General features: G+C 63.5%; 12 protein-coding genes and 1 riboswitch. Of the genes, 6 read left to right on the top strand and 6 right to left on the bottom strand.

What is annotated here, in order from left to right; translation table 11 throughout:
- Positions 1 to 178: 178 nt before the first annotated feature.
- The 5 genes from EHO51_RS13665 (at position 179) to EHO51_RS13645 (ending at position 4,741) form a co-directional block, all read left to right on the top strand.
- The gene (locus EHO51_RS13665) at positions 179 to 1,006 is read left to right on the top strand and encodes a cytochrome c oxidase subunit II (protein WP_164479403.1); all 828 of its coding nucleotides are present in this window, start codon (positions 179 to 181) and stop codon (positions 1,004 to 1,006) included.
- A 115-nt stretch (positions 1,007 to 1,121) separates the two neighbouring features.
- Positions 1,122 to 2,888 carry a cytochrome c oxidase subunit I gene (locus tag EHO51_RS13660; RefSeq protein WP_124739343.1) on the top strand — a complete coding sequence of 589 codons (1,767 nt, stop codon included), beginning with the start codon at positions 1,122 to 1,124 and terminating at the stop codon, positions 2,886 to 2,888.
- On the top strand, positions 2,885 to 3,598 hold the full coding sequence (locus tag EHO51_RS13655; protein ID WP_124739342.1) for a cytochrome c oxidase subunit 3: 714 nt from the start codon (positions 2,885 to 2,887) through the stop codon (positions 3,596 to 3,598). The genes EHO51_RS13660 and EHO51_RS13655 overlap by 4 nt, the downstream gene beginning before the upstream one ends.
- Before the next feature lie 81 nt (positions 3,599 to 3,679).
- Positions 3,680 to 4,339: a heme-copper oxidase subunit III family protein gene (locus EHO51_RS13650; RefSeq protein ID WP_018406230.1), complete on the top strand. Its 660-nt coding sequence runs from the start codon at positions 3,680 to 3,682 to the stop codon at positions 4,337 to 4,339.
- Positions 4,340 to 4,357: 18 nt separating this feature from the next.
- Complete coding sequence (locus EHO51_RS13645; RefSeq protein WP_029651145.1) at positions 4,358 to 4,741, top strand: cytochrome C oxidase subunit IV family protein; 384 nt, start codon at positions 4,358 to 4,360, stop codon at positions 4,739 to 4,741.
- Positions 4,742 to 4,928: 187 nt separating this feature from the next.
- Here EHO51_RS13645 and EHO51_RS13640 read toward each other — a convergent pair whose 3' ends face one another.
- The 6 genes from EHO51_RS13640 to dgcA all read right to left on the bottom strand — a co-directional run bounded on the left by EHO51_RS13640 (position 4,929) and on the right by dgcA (position 13,951).
- Entirely contained in the window at positions 4,929 to 6,356 is a 1,428-nt protein-coding gene (locus EHO51_RS13640; protein ID WP_124739341.1) for an MFS transporter, read from the bottom strand.
- The gene (locus tag EHO51_RS13635) at positions 6,353 to 7,207 is read right to left on the bottom strand and encodes a polyphosphate kinase 2 family protein (protein WP_124739340.1); all 855 of its coding nucleotides are present in this window, start codon (positions 7,205 to 7,207) and stop codon (positions 6,353 to 6,355) included. Before EHO51_RS13635 ends, EHO51_RS13640 begins: the two co-directional genes overlap by 4 nt.
- A 32-nt stretch (positions 7,208 to 7,239) precedes the next feature.
- Positions 7,240 to 9,801 (bottom strand): plasma-membrane proton-efflux P-type ATPase, encoded by a 2,562-nt coding sequence (locus tag EHO51_RS13630; protein ID WP_124739339.1) that lies wholly within the window; start codon positions 9,799 to 9,801, stop codon positions 7,240 to 7,242.
- A 118-nt stretch (positions 9,802 to 9,919) separates the two neighbouring features.
- Entirely contained in the window at positions 9,920 to 11,110 is a 1,191-nt protein-coding gene (locus EHO51_RS13625; protein WP_124739338.1) for an HlyD family efflux transporter periplasmic adaptor subunit, read from the bottom strand.
- Positions 11,111 to 11,149: 39 nt separating this feature from the next.
- The gene (locus EHO51_RS13620; protein WP_124739337.1) at positions 11,150 to 12,682 is read right to left on the bottom strand and encodes an efflux transporter outer membrane subunit; all 1,533 of its coding nucleotides are present in this window, start codon (positions 12,680 to 12,682) and stop codon (positions 11,150 to 11,152) included.
- 168 nt (positions 12,683 to 12,850) lie between these two features.
- Positions 12,851 to 12,912: riboswitch (Fluoride riboswitch) on the bottom strand.
- A 55-nt stretch (positions 12,913 to 12,967) separates the two neighbouring features.
- Complete coding sequence (gene dgcA, locus EHO51_RS13615) at positions 12,968 to 13,951, bottom strand: N-acetyl-D-Glu racemase DgcA (protein ID WP_124739336.1); 984 nt, start codon at positions 13,949 to 13,951, stop codon at positions 12,968 to 12,970.
- Between the two features lie 229 nt (positions 13,952 to 14,180).
- Between dgcA and EHO51_RS13610 the strand changes: the two genes are divergently transcribed.
- On the top strand, positions 14,181 to 15,329 hold the full coding sequence (locus tag EHO51_RS13610; RefSeq protein WP_245434603.1) for an ABC transporter permease: 1,149 nt from the start codon (positions 14,181 to 14,183) through the stop codon (positions 15,327 to 15,329).
- Positions 15,330 to 15,332 lie beyond the last annotated feature (3 nt).

Genomic DNA, 15,332 nt, shown 5'->3' with positions numbered 1-15,332 from the left:
CCACGGCCTCGCGCGCGACTTGTGCGTGGCGCGGCGTCGCCCTTCCGCCCTCGTCTTTTCCGGGGAGGTTCGCCGAGACGCGCACAACGGCAGCGTCACTTTGACGCGCGGCGATTAGCCGGTCTATATAGGCCGTCGGGCCATATCGATCGCAACCACCGGCGAGGTCAAAGCACGCATGTCTATCGCCATCGCTATGGTCCTGGTCGTCGTGGGTTCGATCCTGTTTCACGTGTTGAGTCCCTGGCGGGCGACGCCGATCGCGTCGAACTGGGGCTTCATCGACGACACGATGGGGCTGACCTTCCTTGTCACGGGGGCCGGATTCGTCGCGGTCATCCTGTTCATGGCGTATTGCCTCTATCGCTTTCGCCATGTGCCGGGCCGGCGCGCCGCCTATGAGCCGGAGAATCAAAAGCTCGAAGCCTGGCTGGGAATCGTCACGACGATCGCCGTCATCATTCTCCTCGCGCCCGGCCTGCTCGTCTGGGGCCAGTTCATCACCGTGCCCAAGGACGCGATGGTGATCGAAGCGGTGGGCGTCCAGTGGAGCTGGAGCTTCCGCCTGCCGGGCGCCGACAATCAGCTCGGCTCGAGCGACGTGCGCTACATCGACACCACCAATTCCATGGGTCTGAGCCCGGCCGATCCGAAGGGGCAGGATGATCTGCTGATCGCAAGCAGCGAATTGCATCTGCCGATCGGCAAGCCGGTCAAGGTCCTGCTGCGCTCGATCGACGTCCTACATGACTTCTATGTCCCCGAGATCAGGGCCAAGATGGACCTCGTGCCGGGCGTCGTCACATATTTTTGGTTCACGCCGACCAAGATCGGCGAATATGAGATACTCTGCGCCGCCTACTGCGGCACAGGGCATCCGCAGATGCGCGGCAAGATGGTCATAGAGTCGGAGGCCGACTTCGAGACCTGGCGCGTGGCGCAGCAGACGTTCGAGCAGTCGCGCAAGAGCGACGCGAGCCGAGACAAGCGGGCCTCTGCTCAATGACGCTCACCAATGTGAGTCGCGCCGCTTTGACATTCATCGCCGCTGATAGAGCGCCGCTGCGACGGGGCTCCATCAATCGCCGGAAGCGCGATAGGGGCGAAGGGAGGATCGTTCCATGACCGACGCCAGCGTACCACAGAACGTCGCGCCGCCGCCGGCGGAGGTGGCGGACGTCGAACTCTATCACGCGCACAGCTGGATCACGAAATATGTGTTCAGCCAGGACGCCAAGGTCATCGCCATTCAATACGCCGGCACGGCCATCACCGTCGGCATTTTGGCGCTGGTGCTGTCATGGGTGATTCGCCTGCAGCTCGCCTTTCCGGGGGCGATCCCTTTCATTGACGCCAACGTCTATTACCAGTCCGTGACCATGCATGGCATGATCATGGTCGTGTATATGCTCACCGCCATCTTTCTCGGCGGCTTCGGCAATTATCTCATTCCGCTGATGGTCGGCGCGAGGGACATGGTGTTCCCTTACGTCAACATGCTCAGCTACTGGGTCTATCTGATCGCGACCCTCGTTCTCGTCTCGAGCTATTTCTTCCCGGGGGGCCCGACCGGCGCCGGCTGGACGCTTTATCCGCCGCAATCGATTCTGACGGGGACGCCGGGCCACGAATACGGCATCATCCTGATGCTCGTCTCGTTGATCCTTTTCATCGTCGGCTTCACGATGGGCGGGTTGAATTACGTTGTGACGGTGCTGCAGGCGCGCACCCGAGGCATGACGCTGATGCGCATGCCGCTGACGGTCTGGGGGATTTTCGCCGCCGCCGTCATGGCGCTTCTCGCCTTCCCCGGCCTCTTCGTCGCCTGCGTCATGCTGCTCCTCGACCGCACGCTCGGCACGAGCTTCTTCATGCCGTCGCTCGTCGAACTCGGCGAGCGCAAGGACTATGTCGGCGGCAGTCCGATCCTGTTCCAGCACCTGTTCTGGTTCTTTGGTCATCCGGAGGTCTATATCGTCGCGCTGCCGGCCTTCGGCGTCGTTTCCGATCTGATCAGCGTGCATGCGCGCAAGAACATCTTTGGCTACAAAATGATGGTCTGGGCCATCATTGCCATTGGCGTGCTCAGCATGGTGGTCTGGGGCCACCACATGTATATCAGCGGCATGGATCCGTGGTTCGGGTTCTTCTTCGCGGTGACGACGCTCGCGATCGCGGTGCCGACGGCGTTGAAGGTGTATAATTGGGTGCTGACCCTCTGGCACGCCGACATCCACTTCACGACGCCGATGCTGTTCGCGCTGGGGTTCCTCGTCACCTTCGTCAACGGCGGCATCACCGGCCTCTATCTCGGCAATGTCATCGTCGACGTGCCACTGTCGGCGACGCTGTTCGTCGTCGCCCATTTCCACATGGTGATGGGCATCGCGCCGGTGCTCGTCATCTTTGGCGCCATCTATCATTGGTATCCGAAGATCACCGGCCGCATGATGGACGAGCGGCTCGGCAAGATTCACTTCTGGATCACCTTCCTTGGCGCCTATGCGATCTTCTTCCCCATGCACTATCTCGGCGTGCTCGGGATGCCGCGGCGTTTCTACGAGATGGGCGAAACCGCCTTCGTTCCCGCGTCGGCCGCCACGCTCAACATTGTGATCACGGTCATCGCGTTGGCGGTCGGTTTCGCGCAGTCGATCTTCTTCTACAATCTGTTCAAGAGCCTGAAATATGGCGCGCCGGCCGGCGGCAATCCGTGGCGCGCCGCTTCGCTCGAATGGCAGACTCCCGAAACGCCGCCGGGCCACGGCAATTGGGGCGAGCAGCTCCCGGTGGTTTATCGTTGGCCTTACGCCTATAGCGTGCCCGGCGCGCCGGAGGATTACCTGCCGCAGAACGCGCCGCCGATGAGAGGAGAGCATTCGCCATGAGCGTCATGGGGCTCTTCTTCGTCTTTATCGCCACTGTTGCGGTCATGTGGTTGGTGCGCCAGGGGGTGCTGGAGTCGCCTTGGCTCGAGGAAGGCGAGGTTGCGCATTATCGTCGCGCCGGCCGAGCCGCAGAGCCGCCGACGGCCGGGAGAGTGGGGCTCGCGGTCTTTCTCGCCGTCGCCGGCTGTCTGTTCTCGCTGCTCGCCGCCGCCTTTTTCATGCGCGGCGACGCGCCCGACTGGCAGATGCCGCCGATCCCCGGCGTTCTCTGGGTCAACACTTTCCTTCTCGCCGCCAGCAGCGCCGCCCTGCAGGTCGCGGTCGTCGCCGCTCGGCGCGCTGACGCCGAGCGGGTCAAGACGGCGCTGCTTGTCGGAGCCGTAACGGCGGCTCTTTTCCTGATCGGCCAGATCTGGGCGTGGCGCGAACTTCTCGAGCTGCGATTCTTCGCCTCGAGCAACGCCGCCAACGCCTTCTTCTATCTGCTGACGGGCGTGCATGCGCTGCATCTCATTGGCGGTCTGGTGGCGCTTGCGCGAACGACTGACAAGGTCCGCGGCGCCGAGCGAGTCACCAAGGCGCTGACGACGCGCGTCGAGCTCTGCGCCATCTACTGGCATTTTCTGCTGTTCGTCTGGTTGCTGATGTTCGCCATGCTGATCGGCTGGGCCGATGGTTTCGGCGCCATCTGCCGGCGTCTGCTTTCGTAAAGGGAACGCGCTATGACGGCGGAGCCTGTCACGACTGAACATGTAACGACTGAGTCCACGCTGCGAAACAGCCTGCATGGCATGGTCGCTGACTGGTCCTCGGATCAGCGCTCTTTTAAGAGCGCGTCCTGGGGCAAGGCGATGATGTGGATCTTCCTCGTCAGCGACACCTTCGTCTTCAGCTGCTTTCTGATTTCCTACATGACGGTGCGCATGTCCACGACGGTGGAATGGCCGCACCCGAGCGAAATCTTCGCCCTCGAGATCGGCGGCAAGAAAATCCCGCTCATCCTCATCGCCATCATGACGTTCGATCTCATCACGAGCTCGGGCACCATGGCGATGGCGGTCAACTTCGCCTATGCGCGCGAGCGCAGGAAGGCCGCGATTTTGATGCTGGTGACGGCGTTCTTTGGCGCCGCGTTCGTGGGCATGCAGGCCTTCGAATGGACTAAGCTCATTCACGAGGGCGTGCGGCCGTGGGGCAATCCCTTCGGCGCGGCGCAATTCGGCTCGAGCTTCTTCATGATCACCGGGTTTCACGGCTTCCACGTGTCGATCGGCGTGATTTTCCTGCTCATCGTGGCGCGCGCCGTCTGGCGCGGCGATTACGACGTCGGACGGCGCGGCTTTTTCACGAGTCGCAAGGGCCGATATGAGATCGTCGAGATCATGGGCCTATATTGGCACTTCGTGGATCTTGTGTGGGTCTTCATCTTCGCATTCTTCTATCTGTGGTGACGTCTCCGACAGGGGGAAATGATGACGGCGACGACGGACGATACGACCCATAGCCATGTTCATGTCGCGCAAGCGGCGCAGCCCGCGGCGCAGGCGCATGGCCAACAGCATCCGATCAAGCTCTATCTACTGGTGTGGGGGCTGCTCTTCGTTCTGAGCGCCTGCTCCTATCTCGTCGATTATTTCGACTTTCAGGGCTATTTGCGCTGGTTCCTGATCGTCGTGTTCATGCTGCTGAAGGCCGGGCTCATCGTCGCCGTCTTCATGCACATGGCGTGGGAGCGGCTGGCGCTGGTCGTCGCCATTCTGCTGCCGCCGCTGGCGGTGCTGGTTCTGATGGCGATGATGGCGTGGGAAGGCGACTACACCAATTATCTTCGCGTGATCTTTTTCGGCGCGTGACGCGGGCTCGCCCGCTCCGCCTGAATGAATCGCGCTGATCTCGGGCCGTCGGAGAATGGCAAATGCGAGAACACGATCAGCGCGTCGCCAATAAGGCGATCCTCATCGTCCTCTCGGCGCTGTGCCTCGTCATGATCATTTTTCTCGGCGCCTGGACGCTCGTCGCGCATCTGCAATAGCGCGGGGGCTATTCCTCGAGCGCGCCCTCCTCATTGACCGCATGCGCCAGGCCGGCCGTCGTCACCAGCCCCGCGACGCTGACGACGACCATGAGGGCGACGACGCCCGTGAGTCCCCACCCCGCCTGCAGTTGCGGCACCACGAATGTGCCGAAAGTGGCGCCGACCTTGGCGCTCGCCGCCGCGAAGCCGCTGGCCGAGGCGCGAATGGTCGTCGGGAAAAGCGTCGGCGCCAGGGTGAACGTCGTGGCGTTGGGTCCGGCGTTCATCGCGAAATTGAACAGCATGAAGCCGCCGATGACGAAGGCGAGATGCGCATTGGCGCCATTGTCTGACATCGCGGCGAAGAGCAACAGCAGCATGCCGAGCCCCATGCCGCTAAATCCCGCGACCTGCATGGTGATCCGGCCAAAGCGCGGAACCGCCCAGAGGCTCGCCACAAAGCCGATGATGAGAAAAGCGTCGACGATGGCGCTGCCTTCCGCGTCGGCGAAGTCGGCGGCGATCGAGCCCGCGTCGGCGGCGCCAAGATGCATGGCGCCGAGAATGACGGGCGTGAACAGGCCGACGCCGTAGGTCGCTACGTCCATCAGCATCCATGGGAGGGAGACGAGCATCGTGCGAGCGCGAAAGGCTTCGCTGAACAGCGCTGAATAGCCGACGTCGCGCGCACTGGGCGCGGAAACCTGCTTCGACGCCGCCATGGCGACTGCTTCCGCGCCAAGGTTCTCGGGCTTCTCGCCGAACTCGATCGACAATGTCTTGAGCAGCGCCGTCGCTTCGCCGATGCGTCCCTTCGTGACCAGCCAGCGCACGCTTTCCGGCGCCCATAGGCGCGCAGATAAGAAAAGCAGCGCAATCACGCCGCTGGCGCCGAACAGCAGCCGCCAGTCTTCTGTTGACGGTCGCAGCCTCAATAAAGCGAGGCCGGTGAGAGCCGCCGCCGCCATGCCGACCGATTGCAGGGCGATCGTCGCGACGGTCATTCTGTTGCGCGTCGCGCGCGGCATGAGTTCCGACACATAGGCGCCGCTCGTCGGAAAATCGATGCCGACGCCAACGCCAAGCAGGAACTGCGAGAGCAGGATGAAGCGCGCGTTCGGCGCGAGCGCGCCGATAAAGCACGCGAGCGCGATGATCGCCATGTCGGCGATGAAGACGCGCTTGCGGCCGAATTTGTCCGCGCCGATGCCGCCGAGAGCGGACCCGGCGACCGCGCCGAGCACCAGCGCCGATCCTATCAGGCCGACGAAAAGCGGGCTGATAGGAAAGTCGCGCTTGAGCAGCGGCAGCGCGACGCCCAATCCGGATACGGAGAAGCCGTCCAGAAAGGCGCCGCCGCTCGCTGCGAGCCAATAGGCGTAATGACGCCATGTCATCGGCGCTTCGTCGAGCGCCGAAAAAATTGAGGCGGCGTGAGCCGGCGACGCCGTCACCGAGCCTTGCTCCGTTCCTCTTCGTTCTTTGCCTGTTGATAAAGCTTGCGGATTTCGTCGATGTCGACGGAGGGCTTCGGCAGCTTCAGATTAAGATCGTCGAGCGTATCGGCGATGATGCTGGAAACCGCGAGATTGCGAAACCATTTGTGGTTTGCTGGGATGACGAACCATGGCGCATGTTCGGTCGAGCAGCGCGACAACGCCGCCTCGAAGGCCTTGATGTAGTCGTCCCATTTTTCGCGCTCGGAATAGTCGCTGGCGCTTATCTTCCATTGACTCGCCGGATCGTCGAGCCGCGCCTTGAAGCGCTTGAGCTGTTCTTCTTTGGAGATGTAGAGAAAAAATTTCAAAATCGTCGTCTTGTTTTCTACCGTGAGCAGCTTTTCCCATTCGTTGATGAAATCATAGCGCGGCTTCCACACCTCCTTTGGCGCGAGCTTGTGTACGCGCACGACGAGCACGTCTTCGTAATGCGAGCGATTGAAGATCGAAACGTAGCCGCGCTGCGGCGCATGCGGGTGAATGCGCCACAGGAAATCGTGCTCGTGTTCCTCGGGCGTGGGCTGCTTGAAGCCCGTCACCTGCACGCCCTGCGGGTCCATGGCGCTGATGACATGCCAGCAGGTGCCGTCCTTGCCGGCGCTGTCGATGCCCTGCAAGACGATCAGCAGAGAATGCGTGCGGTCGGCGTAGAGTTTGCGCTGCAGCTCGGTGATGCGCGTGAGATTGCGCTGCAACTCCTGCGCCGTCTGGGCGTCATTGGCAAAGTCGCCATGAAAACCCGGATCAATCGATCCGAGATCGACGTGCGAACCGGGCTCGACGCGGAACTTTTTGACGAATTTCATGTGCTCCGCCTCCTTCGACCTGTCGTTCTTGTTCAACTGGCGAGAGCGGCGCGGCGGGCGGTCAGGTGCTTGTCGCGCCGCCCCGCCAGACGCCAGTAGATAAACTTCACAATCTCAGCCACGACGACCCAGAGCAGGCAGTAAAGCCACACGCCGACGATCGCCGCGCCGGGAACGGCGTCGACGCCGACTCCATAAAGGCAGAGCAGCACGGCGACGACCTGCGTCGCCGCGATCGCCCAGAAGAGTCTGGCGCTGGGATAAGGCGGCGCAAAAATCGCTTTTTTGGTGCGCACGCTGAACAGCAGCAGATGGCCGCCGACGGCGAGCTGGAGAAACAGCAGAGTCTGGAGCTGGCCGGGATCAATCGGGATCATCGTCTGCAGCGACTCGTCGAGCGTCCAGCGCATGCCGATCAGCAAAAACCCGAAAGTCTCGGCGACCGCGATCAGTCCCATCAGCGAAGCGAAAATGAAGATGCGGTGCATGTCCCATCTCACCGGCTGCGGCGCGACGGGGACATTGTCGTAGGCGATCGTCATGATCGGGATGTCGTCGAGGAGCGCGAGCGCGACGATCATGATGGCGGTGAGCGGTTGAAAATCGAAAAACACGATCGACGCGACGACGACGATCATGATGTCGAGCGTCATGGCGATCCGATAGTAGATGTAGCTCTCGATGCGCTGGAAGATCTGACGCGACACGCGGATCGCGTTGATGATGGTCGAAAGCCCGGGCGCCGTGAGGATCAATGCGGCGGCGCTTCGCGCCGCATCGGTCGCGCCGCTGACGGCGATGCCGCAATCCGCCTGTTTGAGCGCAGGCGCGTCGTTCACGCCGTCGCCGGTCATGGCGACGATATGGCCGACCGACTGAAGCGCCTTGACGATCTCATATTTGTGTTCGGGGAACACTCTGCCGAATCCGTCGGCCCGCTCCACCGCGTCGACGACGCTGCGCGGCAGAGCGCTCGCCTTGACGTCGCCTTTGAAGACATCGCTCGCGACGAGAAGATGCGAACCCATGCCGAGCTGCGCGGCGATCTCATCGCCGATGGCGACGTCATCGCCGGTCACCATCTTGACTTCTAGGCCGAGCCCGCGCGCCTCCGCGATTGTCGCCTTGGCGTCGGCGCGCGGTGGGTCCATCAGCGAGATGAGTCCAACCAGTTGCCACCGTGCGCCATCTTCCGACATGGCGACGCCCAGCGCGCGCTGGCCTTTGACGGCGAGCGCCGCCACCTCGTTCTGATAGCGCTGCAGAGTCTGCGAGTCGGGCCGCACGAGCGCGGATATCGCCTGCGGCGCGCCCTTGGCGTAATGGCGAACGCCGCCAGAGCCGTCCGCGACTGTCGAGATAGTGCGTTTGCTGACGGGATCGAACGGCGTGAACGCCTTCTGCTTGAAACTGTCGAGCGCATCATGCGCCGGCAGCGCCGCCATTACGGCGAGGTCGATCGCGTCTTCGCTGCTTTTCTGGGTCGCCAGCGCAGCGAAGAGCAACACGTCGTCGCTCGTGAACGCGCCATAGGAAATGGCGCTTTGCACCGTGAGCTTGTTCATCGTCAGCGTGCCGGTTTTGTCGCTGCACAGCACGTCGACTCCGGCAAGCTCCTCGATCGCGTTCAGACGCGAAACAATGGCCTTTTGCAAGGAGAGCGTATAGGCGCCGATCGCCATCGTCACCGACATGACGGCCGGCAGCGCGACGGGGATCGATGCGATCAGCAGCACAAGCACATATTGGGCGATGGAGCCGACGCGATCCCAGCTCCAGTCGTCCGGCGCGATGACTTCCCGATAGAGCTGCGCGCCGACGAGGATCAGCGCCAGAAAAAATGCAAGCACGAGGAGAAAATCGCCGACCTCCGTCACCGCGCGTTGCGAATGCGAAACGGCGCCGGCGGCGCCGACCAGCTTCGCGGTGCGGCCGAAGAAGGTGCGGCCGCCCGTCGCCGTGACCACGCCAGTCATGGCGCCTTGTTTGGCGATTGCGCCCGCATAGGCGTCGTCGCCGATTTTCTTTGAGACGGGCAGCGATTCGCCGGTGAGCGCCGCCTGATCGCAACTCAAATAATCGCCTTCAATGAGCAGGAGATCTGCGGGGATGATCTGGCCCGCGGCGACGCTGACAATATCGCCCGGCGTCAGTTCGGCGGCGGGAATCGTCGTCCAGGCGTCGTCGCGCATCACGCGCGCGCGGGGCGCGAGGTTTTTCTTTAGGGCCGCGAGCGCGTTCGCCGCCTTGTTGTCCTGCCAGAATCCGACCACGGCGTTATAGAGGAGAAGACCGGCGACGACGCCGAAGTCCGGCCAATCCCGCCGCACGGCGGAGATGACGGCCGCGGCTTCGATGAGGAATGGCAGCGGCCCCCAGAAATAGTTCAGCAGACGGCGCCACTTGCTTTCCGTCTTGTCCTCTAGCGCGTTTGGGCCGTATTCCGCGAGCCGCCGCGCCGCTTCGGCGGCAGTGAGACCGCTCTCTGTCGTCTTCAGCGTCTCAAGTCGCTGCGAGATTTTGATCTGCGCCGGATCGAGGGAAAGCGCTGGCGAAGATTGGCCCGCCGGCGGTTTCGCGCTGACGTCCGGCATGCTTGCTCTCCCCATCACATAGAAAAAATATCCGAACCGAATCTTACGGCGTGATCCGAGTCGCGCCAATAGATTCGCTCAAAAAGGCAAGCGCGAGTCTAAATTAACCGTGCACAGCCTATTCGGCGGCTGTGCAGGCGGCGCCGTCGTTCGACGCGCCTATGGCGTTGTCTTTGACGATCTTGTCGGCGCGCGCCTTCGCATCTGCGAGATCCTTGTCATAGACGTCGGTCAGATATTCATTCGTCGTCGTCTTGACGATCGAGTGATTGGGCGATTGCAGCGGGCCGGACACATTAATCGAGGCGACCGTCGACAGGCCTGGACGCAAGGGCTGTTTCTCGAGTTCGTCCGCCCGTAGAGCGATGCGCACCGGCACGCGCTGGACGATTCGGATGAAGTTGCCGGTCGCGTTATCGGGGGGCAGAGCCGCAAAGACGGCGCCGGAGCCCGGAACAAGTCCCGCGACTTCGCCATGGTAGATCTGCTCCGATCCATAGAGATCGACCTTGATGATCGCCGCCTGCCCGGGACGAACCCGAGACATCCTGTTTTCCCACAAATTCGCTTCGACCCAGAGATGGTCGAGCGGCACGATATTGAGAATGGCGTCGCCGGGGCGCACCCGCTTGCCGACCTGAACGCTGCGCTTGGCGACATAGCCGGTCGCCGGCGCCCGGATGTTCTGGCGCACGAACTCGACGTAAGCGTCATTGTATCGCGCCTTGGCGGCCTCGATGTCGGGATGGTTCATCCGCGTCACGCCCACGACGCGCGCCTCGACCGACTGGTACTCCGCCTGTGCTTCTCGCAGATCGGCTTCCAGCGCGGCGAGCTGGTCCTCGGTATTCTGCAGCACCTGTCGCGAAGCGGCGCCGCTCAGCGTCGCCTCGCGGTATCTTGCGAGATCGTGGCGCGTTCTGTCGCGAAGCGCGGCGCGGGAAATGACCTTCTGGCAGACTTGGCGGCGCTGCGCGTAAAGCGCGCCGACGGCGCGAACCGCGCGGCCGAGTTCGGCCTCCGCCTGCGCGAGCGCCGCTCTTGCGCGTTGGCCGTCGAGGCGAACGAGCACGTCGCCTTTCTTGACGAGCTGGGTTTCTTCAGCGAGCACGGCGGCCACGACTCCCGTCGCGTCCGCCTGAACCGGGATGATGTTGCCGGTAATGAAGGCGTTGTCCGTGGTCACCCAGTCGCGGTCGTAAAAATACCATCGCGAGAAAGCGATCAGCGCGCCGACAAGTATCGCCGCAATGACGATCTTGAGCAGAAATTCTCTGCGGAAGCGGATGCTTTTGCGGGACAGCGCCATCGATGGGGTTCGCGTTCTTCTGATAAAGGCGTGGCGCGTTCAGCCGCCGCCAAGGGACTGGATCGTCTCGACGGCCGGCGTCAAAGGGTCGGTTTCGGGCGCCGGCTTCGGCGCGGCCAGCGGCGGACCATCGGCATAGCCGCCGCCCAGCGCCTGATACAAGTCGACGGCGGCGATCAGCCTGTCGCCTTCAAGCGCGCGCTGCGCGAAGCCGGACTCAAGAAGATCAACGCGCTCGGCGACGGTTTCGCGGCGATCCTTCATGCCGTCGCGCAGCCGCGATTGCGCAAGGTCATACTGGGCGCGCGCAGCGCGCAGGTAGCGGCTCTGCGCCTCATATTCGGCGCGCGCGCGCTTGAGATTGGCGATGGCGTCGGCGACCTGCTGCGCCGCTTGCAGCAGCGTCTCATTATATGAGTCGACCGCCTGATCATAATCGGCGCGCTGAAACTCCAGATTTCCGCTGAGGCGGCCGCCCTGAAAAAGCGGCAGGCGTAGTCCGGGCGAGACCGCGTAGCCGATCGCCGAGGGCGTGAAGAGATAGCCCGCGAGTTTGCTGATCTTCGTCGAGGTCACCGAGCCTTCGAAGCCGCCGGCGATCGCAAGATCGATCGAGGGAAGAAACATCGTTTTGGCGACGTGAACCCGGGCCGCCGCCGCCTCTGCGCGGCGCAGCGCGGCGGCGAGATCGGGGCGGTGCGCGAGCAGTTCAAGCGGCAGGCTTCGCGGCAGCGGCGGCGACGCCGGCGCTGGCGCGTTCCGGCCGGCGTAAAGGTCGCGCGCGGCGTCGGGTCCTTCGCCCATGAGCCGAGCGAGCGCATCCTTCTGCAGCGTCACCAGCGCCTGCGCCGCCGCTTCGCGCCGGACGGCGTTTTCGAATTCGGCGCGGGCGATCTGCACCCCGTCCAAGGAGTCGAGTCCGGTGCGATAGCGGGTTTCAGCAAGCGCAACCAAATCGCGGCGCAGACGCGTCAAAGCTCTCGCGACCTCGAGCTGGCGCGCCGCCGCGTAGCCGCGCAGATAGGCGCGCGCGACCGAGGCGGTCAGCAGCAGGCGCGCCTGCTCCAATTCGGCCTCCTGCGCCGCCGACTCGCCGATCGCCGAGTCGAGCAGAGCCCGGTTTTTCTGCCAGAAGTCCAGCTCCCAGGTCAGCGCAAGCGGATTAATGAAGGCCATGGTCTTCTGCAATCCGCCCTGCGCCGGATTGTAGGAGGCTACGACGCCATGCAGCGGATTGCGGGATTGCCGCATGCCGAAGGTCGCCTGGACTTCCGGCAGGAGCCTCGCGCCGACGACCTGTACGATGGCGTCCGCGCCGCGGAGAGTGTCTTCCGCTTTCTTGAGGCTTTGATTGTCGCGCAGCGCCTTGTCGATGACGCCGTCAAGCTCCGCGCTGCGGAAAGCGCGCCACCATTTCTCGCGTGGCCAGGCCGTTTCGCCCGCGGCGGCGTTCAGCCCGGATCTGGCCAGCGTGCGCTCCATGGCCGGCGCGCCGAGAAATTGGGCGCGCTCTACGGGCGTCGTGGGCGCGCAGCCGGCGAGAAAAAGCGCGATTGGGGCTCCGCAGCACATCCATCGCCGCCGTGTCCCGAGCCGAATCACGCCGATGCCCGAGGCGGCCGTGGCTGCGCTGCGGCCAGGGCGCAGGCGGCAACGGCGGCGAGGCGCACGACGGGGTGCGGGTTCTCTAAGCAACAGGACACTCCTACCCTGCGCCGACGATCTTAAGAACGCGGCGGCGAGTTCGCAGGAGTCATCAGCCTTTCGGCGGTTATCGGGGGAACCCCATCCCCATCCGTTAAAACTTAGTTTACGACTTAGCTACCGGTCAATAAGTCCAGAGGGCGACCTCGCGGGCTATCCCCAGAGCTCCCGCGCCGGCGGCATGAGAGTCGATCCTTCGTAGCACAGCCCAGGAATGCGGTCGCGGGCCAGAAGCAGAGGCCCGTCGAGGTCGACGAAGGAGGCGATCTGCCCCACCAGGACAGCCGGCGCCATCGCGAGCGACGTTCCCACCATGCAGCCCGCCATGATGGAAAAGCCCATCTCCTGCGCCGCGCGCGCCAGCGCCAGCGCTTCGGTGAGGCCGCCAGTTTTGTCGAGCTTGATGTTGACCGCGTCGTAGCGGCCCTTGAGCGGCGCGAGCGAGGCGCGGTCATGCACGCTTTCGTCGGCGCAGATCGGCACCGGTCGGGGCATGGTCGCGAGAATGTCGTCCCTGCCCGCCGGCAGAGGCTGCTCAACAAGCGAGACGCCGTAATCGGCGCAGGCGGCGAGCTGACGGGGAAGGGTTTCCGCCGCCCATGATTCATTGGCGTCGACGATGAGGGCTGAGTTGGGGGCGCCTGCGCGCACCGCGGCGAGGCGCGCTTCGTCGCCTTCGCCGGCGAGTTTGATTTTCAAGAGCGGCCGACCGGCCGCCCTTTCCGCCGCAGCGCGCATCTGATCGGGCGCGCCGACCGAGATCGTGAATGCCGTCACAAGCGGCGAGAGCGCCTCGAAACCTGCCGAGATATGGGCTGGAACGCCTGAAAGCTTGGCTTCAAGGTCCCAGAGGGCGCAATCGAGCGCGTTGCGCGCCGCCCCCGGCGGCAGCAGGCGCTGCAGGGCGGCGCGATCGGCGCCAGCTTCAAGAGCGTCGCGCGCGCCTTCAATTATGGCGACAACGCTTTCGGCGCTTTCGCCATAACGGGCGTAGGGCACGCATTCGCCCCGCCCGACGCCGCCGCCTTGAACCAAGGTTGCGGTCACGACGACGGCTTCGGTCTTGGCGCCCCTTGAAATCACGAAGCTGCCGGCGATCGGGTAACTCTGTATGGCTACAGATAGTTTTCGCTTCAAATCGCTCTCCGGCGCCCGCGTCGCGCGTCTGTGGTTGGCGTTTGCGATGTGCGCCGACGCGCTTGCTGACGTCAATTCACGAAGTTATGACGTTTTTGCAAGAGGCTGCTTTGGAAGAGGCGGCTACAAGCGGCGGCGCGCCGGCCCGCGTCAGCGGCGCGCCACAATCGTCGGATAGGATGACGCCATCAATGAGCCGATTACTGTCTCCAGCGCGGAGCGAAGCCCGATGACCGTCGCGGCGATGCAGCGTCCGCCCAAAGTCGCGCGCCAATCCGCGGCGGAGGGCGCGCGCCTTGCGCTTTCGGGCGACTGGACGCTCGTCGCCTCTCAGCGCCTGGAGGAGGAGGGGCGTCGAATCGTCGAGGAGGCCCGCCTCGACCGCATGGTCTCGATAGATCTTTCGCAAGTCTCGCAACTCGATACGGCCGGCGCCTGGCTGATCAATCGCGCGCGGCATGATCTCGCGCGCCGCGACGTCGCTGTCACGCTCGAACATGTGCGGCCTGAATATTCGACCCTGCTCGAAGAAACGCGTTACCGCGACTTCGCTGCGCCATCGCGGCCGCGATCCAATGTCATCTTCGTTCTGCTTGCAGATTTTGGCGAATCCGTCGTGGACGCGCTTCGCGAATTTTACCGCGGCGTCGGCTTTCTCGGCGAATTCGTCTCCTCGATGATGTATGTGGCCGCCAATCCGCGGCGGTTCAGGCTCACGTCGCTCGTCGCGCAAATCGAGCTGGTCGGCTTTCGCAGCGTCCCGATCATCGTGTTGATCAACATTCTGGTCGGCGGCATCGTCGCGCAACAGGGCATCTTTCAATTGCTCAAATTCGGCGCGTCCAGCTACACGGTCAGCCTGATCGGCATTCTTGTCTTGCGCGAACTCGGCGTGCTGCTCACCTCGATCATGATCGCCGGCCGTTCAGGCTCGGCGATCACCGCCGAACTCGGCTCGATGAAAATGCGCGAGGAGGTCGACGCGCTGCTGGTGATGGGACTTTCGCCCTTCGAGGTGCTGATCGCGCCGCGCGTGCTCGGTCTGGTGATTTCCCTGCCGATTTTGACCTTCGTCGCCGACATGGCGGCGCTCTTTGGCGGCATGCTCGTGGCCTGGTGGTATGGGGGGATCAGCCCCGCGGCGTTCGCGTCATTGCTCAAAGAGGCGATCGCGCTGCATACGTTTCTCGTCGGCATCATCAAGGCGCCCTTCATGGCGCTGGTGATTGGCCTCATCGCATCGATGGACGGGCTCGCGACGCAGGGCTCCGCTGAATCGCTCGGCCGGCAGGTCACGTCCTCGGTCGTGAAATCAATCTTCATGGTCATTGTGATGGATGGGGTGTTCGCCGTATTCTTTGCGGCGATCGACTATTGAGCG

The organism is Methylocystis rosea, assembly GCF_003855495.1.
Taxonomy (GTDB): Bacteria; Pseudomonadota; Alphaproteobacteria; order Rhizobiales; family Beijerinckiaceae; genus Methylocystis; species Methylocystis rosea_A.
The sequence above is the reverse complement of the archived record's forward strand: the minus strand, read 5'-3'. Positions and strand labels throughout refer to the sequence as shown.

Bases quoted from the DNA above. Each gene is read 5' to 3' on its own strand.
- EHO51_RS13620 (WP_124739337.1), bottom strand. From the start codon at position 12,682: ATGTGCTGCGGAGCCCCAATCGCGCTTTTTCTCGCCGGCTGCGCGCCC.
- EHO51_RS13625 (WP_124739338.1), bottom strand. From the start codon at position 11,110: ATGGCGCTGTCCCGCAAAAGCATCCGCTTCCGCAGAGAATTTCTGCTC.
- EHO51_RS13630 (WP_124739339.1), bottom strand. From the start codon at position 9,801: ATGCCGGACGTCAGCGCGAAACCGCCGGCGGGCCAATCTTCGCCAGCG.
- EHO51_RS13650 (WP_018406230.1), top strand. From the start codon at position 3,680: ATGGTCGCTGACTGGTCCTCGGATCAGCGCTCTTTTAAGAGCGCGTCC.
- EHO51_RS13665 (WP_164479403.1), top strand. From the start codon at position 179: ATGTCTATCGCCATCGCTATGGTCCTGGTCGTCGTGGGTTCGATCCTG.
- EHO51_RS13635 (WP_124739340.1), bottom strand. From the start codon at position 7,207: ATGAAATTCGTCAAAAAGTTCCGCGTCGAGCCCGGTTCGCACGTCGAT.
- EHO51_RS13655 (WP_124739342.1), top strand. From the start codon at position 2,885: ATGAGCGTCATGGGGCTCTTCTTCGTCTTTATCGCCACTGTTGCGGTC.
- EHO51_RS13610 (WP_245434603.1), top strand. From the start codon at position 14,181: ATGACCGTCGCGGCGATGCAGCGTCCGCCCAAAGTCGCGCGCCAATCC.
- EHO51_RS13660 (WP_124739343.1), top strand. From the start codon at position 1,122: ATGACCGACGCCAGCGTACCACAGAACGTCGCGCCGCCGCCGGCGGAG.
- EHO51_RS13645 (WP_029651145.1), top strand. From the start codon at position 4,358: ATGATGACGGCGACGACGGACGATACGACCCATAGCCATGTTCATGTC.